Raw genomic sequence first — 7,804 nt, 5'->3', positions numbered from 1 at the left:
TTTCCGGCAAAACGAAACCCAAATTCAGGCGAAAATCTTAAATTAAATCAAAGCGTTCCGCGTTCTTCACGGACGACTGCGTAGGGGATAATCGGGATTAGGCAGCGTCCTTGCGGTCGCTTTTGCCGTCGATCTGCGAGCGCATCTGTCTCGCAAGATGGGTCTCAAAGCGGCTGGCGACCGCGCGATCCCATTCGTTTGCACTGCGCGCACCATGTTTTGGATGCGGCAGCGCCATCAGCCGGTCGATGATCGATCCCTCGCCAGATGAGAGCAGGGCGTCGATTTCGCGTTCGTGCTGCATATCGTTTCGCCTCCTTCTTTCTGTTCCCGCCACGAACCACACTATACCGGATTCGTGACGGCTGTTTGAAGGCAAGAGCGAGGCGATTGAGGGGCGGTGCGAGGCAAAACCTTGTCATCGGTTCCGCCTTCGCGCAAAGCTGTTCCGGGCAGGCGGATCGGTCAAAGACCCGCCGGTGCGACACCTCAGACGTACCGGTTGACGATATTCTCGAGCAGTTCCTGGCGGCCGGATCTGGGCTGCGGCTCGATCTTCTTCTTGACGACGCGCTCGGCGATCTCCTCCAGCGTCCGCTTGCCGGCAAGCATCGCCTTGGCCTCGGCGGAGTTCCAGCCGGCATAGCGCTCGGCCAGCGGGGCGGATAGCGCCTTGTCCTCGACCATGCGGGCGGCGGCCTTGAGGCCGCGTGCACAGCAATCCATGCCGCCGATATGGCCAATCAGCAGATCCTGCGGATCGAGCGATTGCCGGCGCAGCTTGGCATCGAAATTGGTGCCGCCGGACTTGAAGCCGCCGGCCTGCAAGACCTGGTAATAGGCAAGCGTCATCTCCGGCACGTTGTTGGGGAACTGGTCGGTGTCCCAGCCCGACTGGTAGTCGTTGCGGTTCATGTCGATCGAGCCGAAGATGCCGAGCGCATTGGCCAGCGCCAGCTCATGCTCGAAGGAATGGCCGGCCAGGATCGCATGGCCCTGCTCGATGTTGAGCTTGACCTCCTTCTCCAAGCCGAAGCGTTTCAGGAAGCCGTAGACCGTGGCGACGTCATAGTCGTACTGGTGCTTTGTCGGCTCCTGCGGCTTCGGCTCGATCAGGATGGTGCCCTTGAAGCCGATCCGGTGCTTGTAGTCGACGACCAGGTTGAGGAAGCGACCGGCCTGCTCCTGCTCGCGGGCAAGGTCGGTGTTGAGCAGCGTCTCATAGCCCTCGCGTCCGCCCCACAGCACATAGTTCTCGCCCTTCAGCCGCTTGGTGACGTCGATGCAGTGCTTCACCGTCGCTGCCGCATAGGCAAACACGTCCGGATCGGGATTGGTGGCGGCGCCCGACATGAAGCGGCGGTTGGAGAACAGGTTGGCCGTGCCCCAAAGCAGCTTGACGCCGGTCTGCTTCATCTTCGTCGCAAAATAATCTGATATCTCGTCGAGGCGCGCGGCACTTTCGGAAAAATCTTTTCCTTCCGGCCGCACATCGGCATCGTGGAAGCAGAAGTAGGGTGCGCCGAGCAGCGCAAACATCTCGAAGGCGACATCGGCCTTGAGCTTGGCCAGTTCCATCGTGTCGGTGCCGCCAGCCTTGGCAAACCACGGCCGATCGAAAGTCTGGCCGCCGAACGGATCTCCGCCCGGCCAGGCGAACGAATGCCAGTAGGCGACGGCAAAGCGCAGATGGTCTTCCAGCCGCTTGCCGGCGACAATTTCATCGGGATTGTAGAAGCGGTAGGCCAGCGGATTGGTCGAATCTGGCCCCTCGTATTTGATCTTTTGGATGTCGCCGAAAAACCCACTGGTCATGATTGTCTGTCCTCTCGCATGGTTCTGTCCTGATTACCTCAGGCGTAATTGGTTTCGCGCTGGCGCTGGATGAAAACGGTCATGTCAAAGCCACTCAACAAAGGAGACAGACCATGACCGACCTCAACACGATCGCCGAAAACTACATCGCCGCCTGGAACGAGAGCGAGGCCGCGCGCCGGACTGCCTTGCTCAAGGCGACCTTCACCGAAGACGTCAGCTATCGTGACCCGATCGTGCAGGGCGACGGCCATGATGGCATCGCCGCGCTCATCGATGGTGTCCAAAAACGTTTTGCCGGCTTCCGGTTCTCGCTGAAGGGCAAGCCGGACGGGTTTGGCGACACGATCCGCTTCTCGTGGAATCTCGGGCCGGAAGGCACTGATTCCGTTATCGAAGGCACCGACATCGGCGTCATGGAGAATGGCCGCCTGAAAAGCGTCACCGGCTTTCTCGACAAGGTTCCGGCACAATGAAGACTTCGTGGCGAGACGGGGGCGACACACCCCCCTCTGGCCTGCCGGCCATCTCCCCCTCAAGGGCAGCCCCCTCAAGGGCAGCCCCCTCATCCGGCCGCTTCGCGGCCACCTTCTCCCCGCTGGGGAGAAGAGGCTGGCGCCAAGGTCGGCGATCTCCTCTCCCCCCGGGGAGAGGTCGAATTGCCCCGAATTGCTCTTCGCAATTCGGTTGGCAATCCGGGTGAGGGGGCGCTTGCCTAAAAGCCATAGCCATACCCTTGAGGGGGAGATGGCCGGCAGGCTAGAGGCGGCTAAACCCTCGCTCATGCGGTCGCAGCCTTGATGGCTGGGTAAAGCAAGCGATAGCGCTGATAAGCATCCGCATAGGCGTTGCTTAGCGCGGCGACCGGTTCGATGGTGGCATCGGTGGCTGGCGCCGTGCACACTCTGAGCGGATCGGCGCCCGTCGCCGCGATCATGCCGAGCCGGGACGCACCGAAGGCAGCGCCGAAATCGCCATCGGCCGGGATGTCGACGGGCAGGCCGAGCGCGGTGGCGATTGCCTTCAGCCAATAGCGCGAGCGCGAGCCGCCGCCGATCGCCGTCACTCGTGTCAGCGTCGTGCCGGCCTTGGCCAGGGCTTCGAGACTGTCGCGAAAGGCGAAAGCCACGCCCTCCAGCACGGCCTGGGTCAACACGGCGCGGCTCGATTCATGCGCAAGCCCAGTAAACGAGCCGCGAATGGCCGAATCATTGTGGGGCGTGCGCTCGCCGGAGAGATAGGGCAGGAAGGACACGCCGGTCGGCGCCTTCAGCGTATCGCCGAGCTCGGCGGTCAGCTCGCCGGCGCCTTTCCCTGATATCTCCGACAGCCAGTTGACCGAATCGGTTGCCGACAGGATGACGCCCATCTGGTGCCAGGTGTCGGGCAGCGCGTGGCAGAACGTGTGCACCGCGCTTTCCGGGTTTGGCAGATAAGACGCATTGGCGGCGAACAGCACGCCTGACGTGCCAAGCGAGACGAAGGCCTGGCCGGCTGCCACCGTGCCCATGCCGCAGGCCGAGGCCGCATTGTCGCCGGCGCCGCCGGCGATCGGGATGCCGGCCTGCATCCCCCATTTCGAGGCCAATTCGCTGCGCAAGGCGCCGGCCTTCTCAGTGCCTTCGACCAGCGACGGCATCTGCCCTTCATCGAGCGACGTCGCGGAAAGCAGGTCGGTTGACCAGTCTCGCTTGCCGACATCGAGCCAGGACGTGCCTGCCGAGTCCGACATCTCAGAAATATGCTCGCCGGAGAGCCAGAGCCGCAGGAAATCCTTCGGCAGCAGGACCTTCGCCACTTTGTCGAAAATATCCGGCTCGTTGTTTTTCACCCAGACCAGTTTTGGTGCGGTGAAACCGGGGAAGACGATGTTGCCGGTGAGCTTGCGAAAACGCGGATCGGCGTCGAGCTTGGCCGCCTCGGCATGGCTGCGCGTGTCGTTCCAGAGGATGCAGGGGCGCAGCACCTGGTCGCCGGCATCGAGCAAGGTGGCGCCGTGCATCTGGCCGGAGAGGCCTATGCCTTTGACCGCGGCAAGTTCTTTCGAATGGGAAACCTTGAGCTCGGCGATCGCGTCCTCGCAGGCGCGGATCCACTCGGTGGGGTTCTGCTCGGACCAGCCGGGATGCGGCCGCGACACGTCGAGCGACGCGTGGCCGGAGCCGATGATGGTCTGCCCGGCATCGATCAAAAGCGCCTTGACGCCCGACGTGCCAAGATCGAGGCCGAGATACATGGTGTCCTCCCACTGCCATTAATTTTTTCGGATCTCGAAAAAATCTGACTTGGCAGTTTTTAAGACAAGATCCGCCTCCGGTCAATTCTCCGACAAATCGGCAGCCCGCCGCGAAAGCAGCGCCGACAGCGGGCTGTCCGGCCGCGCCAGCGCGCGTTCCGCGGCAAGCGCCCGTGCCAGCGCATGGTCGCCGGAACGCAGCGCCGCCTCGATCAGCGTCAGGTCGATGACGTCGCGTTGCGCGTGGCTGCCGCCGAAGCGGTGGGCGATCACCCGGATTGGCCGGATCAGGCCCACCGTCTCGGTGTAGTTGCCATCGCCGAATGCCTTGATGGCGAGCGTGAGGGGGATGGCCGACATCCCGGGTGAAAGCGGCGTTGTCGTCGTTGCCATGCATGGCCTCGCGCTGCGCCTCGAGCAAGGTGCGAACCGGCGCTTCTTGGCCGGCGCCGACGAAAGCCATCATTGCATGGGCATCGTTGAAGGCATAGTTGCCGGCGCCGGCCTTGGCCCAGTTGGCGGCAAGTGCTGCCCAGCGGGCGCCGACATCGATGCCGCCGAGATGCAGTCGCCACAGGATAGCCGAGGCATCGACCATGTTGAGCGCCAGCGTCGAGCGCTCGCCGTAGATCGGGCCGTCATAGAGCGCCAGCACCTCGCCGGTCTCGCCGAGATCGTAGTGGAACAGCGCCAGATGCCACCAATTGTGCACCTGCAGGAAGCTTTCCAGCGTCCACGCTTCCGGGTTGGCGCGCATCCATGCGATGCCGTCCCTTTGCCGGCTCTGCATTTCCATGACATGAGCGACGGCGTGCTGCGCCCAGCCGTCGCGCGGCTCGATGTCGACTGCTGCGCGGCCAAGCTTTTCGGCGCGCGCATAGTCGCCCATCTCCTCCAGCCCGAAGGCCTGCATGCCGAGTATGGCGTGGTAGCCCGGCATGCCGCTTTGCCACGACGGCAGCGCGCGGCCGATGCGGTCGCGCAGCATGCGGGCATTGCCGGTGAAGAAATCGATCTGGTGCCCGGTCTGCAGCGCCAGCGCATCGAGCGGAAACTCGATGGCGATATCCTCGAGCAGACGGGCGGCTTCATGCCAGCGTCCTCCGGCAAGATGGCCAAGTGCTGCGACATGCGCCTGCTCGCGCGGTGTGGCGGCAAGCGGCAGTGCCACCTCGTGGCATGTCCTGGCCACGGCTGTCGCCTCGCGCTCGGTGGCGAGGCCGAAGAGATAGCCCTTGAACACATGCGCCATAACGAAACCGGGATCCTCGGCGATGGCGCAGTCGACCGAGGCGATCGGATCGCCGATGAAGCACTGCAGTTCGCGCACGGCCTGGCTGTAGGACGAGAACCCGGCCTCGGTCGCGCCCGAAAACGTCAGGCCGAATGCGTCCCTGACTGCCATGGGTCACCCATCGACGACCACACAATTTGTGGATCCGATCTTACAACATTAGCGGTCGGCGCGCTAATCAGGTCTGGGCCGGCAGCAGCTGCGGATTTCAGCAAATATGTAGGCGACGGGATTGACTCTTTGGCAAGGTCACCTGGAGATATCAAGCAGGCTTGAAAGCCCTTCGCAACGACATTTTTTAGGTGTCACTACCAAATCTGTGACGGCGCAGGCCGAGGCGTTGAAAAGGTAAGGGTAATGATAGCGATAGGGAATCAATTTGGCGGCCCAGAACAGCGCGGCAGCCTCGTCCACTCAATGCTCAACAAGGCAATGAACGTCGCCGCCGATGTCCGTGATGCGAGTTATAACGATGGTACCGAGGCATGGATAAATCCGATTTTCATTCTGCCTGGCTCGGTCAGTAAGCCTGAGTTTGAGGGCTACAAGCTCGGCCACTTCTCTCGAGAGCAGAAAGGCTTGGTGGTGATGATCGCCGTTCCGCAGCCCGTCGCCAATGGTGAGGATATAGCTGGCTTTGTGGGCATGTCGTTGCGCGAAGCTGTGCGGCTTGCTGCCGCCTATTTTCCTGAAAAGGGCATCAGCTTCTCGACGCTGAAAGCCGAGAAGATCATCCTGGCGATCGAGGCGGCCCTCGAGTAAGCATCTGGCTCTCGCAGGCGAATTTCGTCGCTCTAATTGCCCGAGCGCATCGCCACCGTGGCGATGCCGGCGCCGACCAGCAGCGTGCCGCCGGTGCGGTTGAAGATGCGGATCGCCCGGGGATTACGCACGACGTTGCGCGCCCTTGCCGCGATCAGCGCGTAGCCGAAGGCATTGGCGAAGGCGAGCGCCAGGAAGGTCGTTTCGAAGATCAGCATCTGCGTCCAGAAATCGGCGTGCCGGTCGAGGAACTGCGGCAGGAAGGCGACGAAGAAGGTGATGCTTTTCGGGTTGAGCGCGGTGACCAGCCAGGCATGCGCCATCATCTTGGCCGAGGACACCGCGTCCAGGCGCGGCTCGGCCTTGAGCGTGCCACCGGCGCGAAACAGCTTTACGCCGAGATAGATCAGATAGCCGGCGCCGATCACCTTCAGCACGGTGAACACGGTGGCCGACGCCGCCAGCAGTGCGCCGATGCCCAGCATCGACAGCGTCATCGCCGTAAAATCGCCAAACGCCACGCCAACCGCCATCGGCAGCGCGGTGCGCCAGCCCTGACCGAGCGCATAGGACACGACCAGAAGGATGGTCGGGCCGGGAATGACAAGAAGGATCGTCGAGGCGGCGGCAAAGGCGGCCCAGTTTTCGAAGGACATGTTCGTCTCCTTGAGCTCAAAGAAGAGGATAAATCCTTGGGCTCGCAAAGATGTAAAGGGGCTGCATCGAAAATGTGCGGCGCGACGGCTCGGCCAGGAGGTTAAGGTAGGGCAAGATGTCTTCACGCTTTTTCAACTATGATTGGTGAAAATGCATCCTATCCGGCCGGGACCGTGTTTCCCGCCGACAGCGTAGGGTTTGGGTAGATGCGTGAGTTGACGCGAGGTCTGACGCCGCCGTACGACGGCGACGCCATCGACATCGAAATTTCCGAAAACCAGCTTTCCCGCCGCGCGGTGTTGTCCGGCGCCGGTGCCATGGCGTTGCTCGGCGTCGCCGGCTGCAGCCAGACGCTCGACCTGTCGGCGCTGCAACTCGACGGCGTCACAACCGGCGCGATCACCCCCATCCGCCCGAGCATCAGCGTCGATAAGAACATCACCAGCCCTGGTGTGATGTATGCCTCCGTCACCGACGGCGGCTTCACGCTGCCGGAAGTGCCCTACCTCAAGGTCAAGCCGGAGTTCCGCCGCCAGATCGTCGTCGACCCGACCGGCGAGCAGCCCGGCACCATCGTCGTCCATTCCCAGGAGCGGCTGCTCTATCTGGTGCAGCCCGGCGGTGACGCGATCCGTTACGGCGTCGGCATCGGCAAGGAAGGCTTCCGCTGGTCCGGCCGCGCCAACATCCAGTACGGCAAGGAATGGCCGACCTGGAGGCCGCCGGCCGAGATGATCGCCCGCAAGCCGGAACTGGTGAAATGGCAGGCCGGGCAGCCCGGCGGCCTCGACAACCCACTCGGCGCGCGCGCGCTGTACATCTACCAGAACGGCCAGGACACCGGCTACCGCATCCACGGCTCGCCCGAATGGTGGAGCATCGGCCAGGCGATGTCGTCGGGCTGCGTTCGCCTGATCAACCAGGACGTCATAGACCTCTACAGCCGCGTCTCGAGGAAGAACCCGGTCGTCGTCGTCTGACTCTCCCGGTTGTCGTCTGACCTGATAGCGCGGCCGGCGCGGCTGCTCGACTCTCCCGTT

General features: G+C 62.9%; 7 protein-coding genes and 1 pseudogene. 3 read left to right on the top strand and 5 right to left on the bottom strand.

The genetic code is table 11. The features are described from left to right. Nucleotides 1-97 precede the first annotated feature (97 nt). Together AC0L3I_RS05745 and xylA are read right to left on the bottom strand one after the other, a co-directional pair. Nucleotides 98-304: a hypothetical protein gene (locus AC0L3I_RS05745; RefSeq protein WP_292405524.1), complete on the bottom strand. Its 207-nt coding sequence runs from the start codon at nucleotides 302-304 to the stop codon at nucleotides 98-100. A 185-nt stretch (nucleotides 305-489) separates the two neighbouring features. Further along, nucleotides 490-1,815, bottom strand: coding sequence for a xylose isomerase (gene xylA / locus AC0L3I_RS05740; protein ID WP_473484392.1), 1,326 nt, complete (start codon nucleotides 1,813-1,815; stop codon nucleotides 490-492). Nucleotides 1,816-1,928: 113 nt separating this feature from the next. On the opposite strand from xylA, the gene AC0L3I_RS05735 reads away from it, so the two are divergent. Continuing rightward, entirely contained in the window at nucleotides 1,929-2,291 is a 363-nt protein-coding gene (locus AC0L3I_RS05735) for a nuclear transport factor 2 family protein (protein ID WP_473484390.1), read from the top strand. A gap of 305 nt (nucleotides 2,292-2,596) precedes the next feature. Here the strand turns inward: AC0L3I_RS05735 and xylB are convergent, their stop codons facing one another. Both xylB and AC0L3I_RS05725 read right to left on the bottom strand, forming a co-directional pair. Then, nucleotides 2,597-4,051 carry a xylulokinase gene (gene xylB, locus AC0L3I_RS05730; RefSeq protein ID WP_473484388.1) on the bottom strand — a complete coding sequence of 485 codons (1,455 nt, stop codon included), beginning with the start codon at nucleotides 4,049-4,051 and terminating at the stop codon, nucleotides 2,597-2,599. Nucleotides 4,052-4,132: 81 nt separating this feature from the next. Beyond that, nucleotides 4,133-5,456 (bottom strand): annotated as a pseudogene (locus tag AC0L3I_RS05725) (tetratricopeptide repeat protein). A 246-nt stretch (nucleotides 5,457-5,702) separates the two neighbouring features. Here AC0L3I_RS05725 and AC0L3I_RS05720 point away from each other — a divergent pair. Continuing rightward, nucleotides 5,703-6,107, top strand: coding sequence for a hypothetical protein (locus AC0L3I_RS05720; RefSeq protein ID WP_473526236.1), 405 nt, complete (start codon nucleotides 5,703-5,705; stop codon nucleotides 6,105-6,107). 32 nt (nucleotides 6,108-6,139) lie between these two features. Here the strand turns inward: AC0L3I_RS05720 and AC0L3I_RS05715 are convergent, their stop codons facing one another. Next, complete coding sequence (locus AC0L3I_RS05715) at nucleotides 6,140-6,763, bottom strand: LysE family translocator (RefSeq protein WP_473484387.1); 624 nt, start codon at nucleotides 6,761-6,763, stop codon at nucleotides 6,140-6,142. 207 nt (nucleotides 6,764-6,970) lie between these two features. On the opposite strand from AC0L3I_RS05715, the gene AC0L3I_RS05710 reads away from it, so the two are divergent. Next, nucleotides 6,971-7,744 (top strand): L,D-transpeptidase, encoded by a 774-nt coding sequence (locus AC0L3I_RS05710; protein WP_473526235.1) that lies wholly within the window; start codon nucleotides 6,971-6,973, stop codon nucleotides 7,742-7,744. Nucleotides 7,745-7,804 lie beyond the last annotated feature (60 nt).

This window comes from Mesorhizobium sp. WSM4840, assembly GCF_055811755.1.
The sequence above is the reverse complement of the archived record's forward strand: the minus strand, read 5'-3'. Positions and strand labels throughout refer to the sequence as shown.

Coding starts and splice junctions, on each gene's coding strand:
- AC0L3I_RS05745 (WP_292405524.1), bottom strand. CDS start 304: ATGCAGCACGAACGCGAAATCGACGCCCTGCTCTCATCTGGCGAGGGA.
- xylA (WP_473484392.1), bottom strand. CDS start 1,815: ATGACCAGTGGGTTTTTCGGCGACATCCAAAAGATCAAATACGAGGGG.
- AC0L3I_RS05735 (WP_473484390.1), top strand. CDS start 1,929: ATGACCGACCTCAACACGATCGCCGAAAACTACATCGCCGCCTGGAAC.
- xylB (WP_473484388.1), bottom strand. CDS start 4,051: ATGTATCTCGGCCTCGATCTTGGCACGTCGGGCGTCAAGGCGCTTTTG.
- AC0L3I_RS05720 (WP_473526236.1), top strand. CDS start 5,703: ATGATAGCGATAGGGAATCAATTTGGCGGCCCAGAACAGCGCGGCAGC.
- AC0L3I_RS05715 (WP_473484387.1), bottom strand. CDS start 6,763: ATGTCCTTCGAAAACTGGGCCGCCTTTGCCGCCGCCTCGACGATCCTT.
- AC0L3I_RS05710 (WP_473526235.1), top strand. CDS start 6,971: ATGCGTGAGTTGACGCGAGGTCTGACGCCGCCGTACGACGGCGACGCC.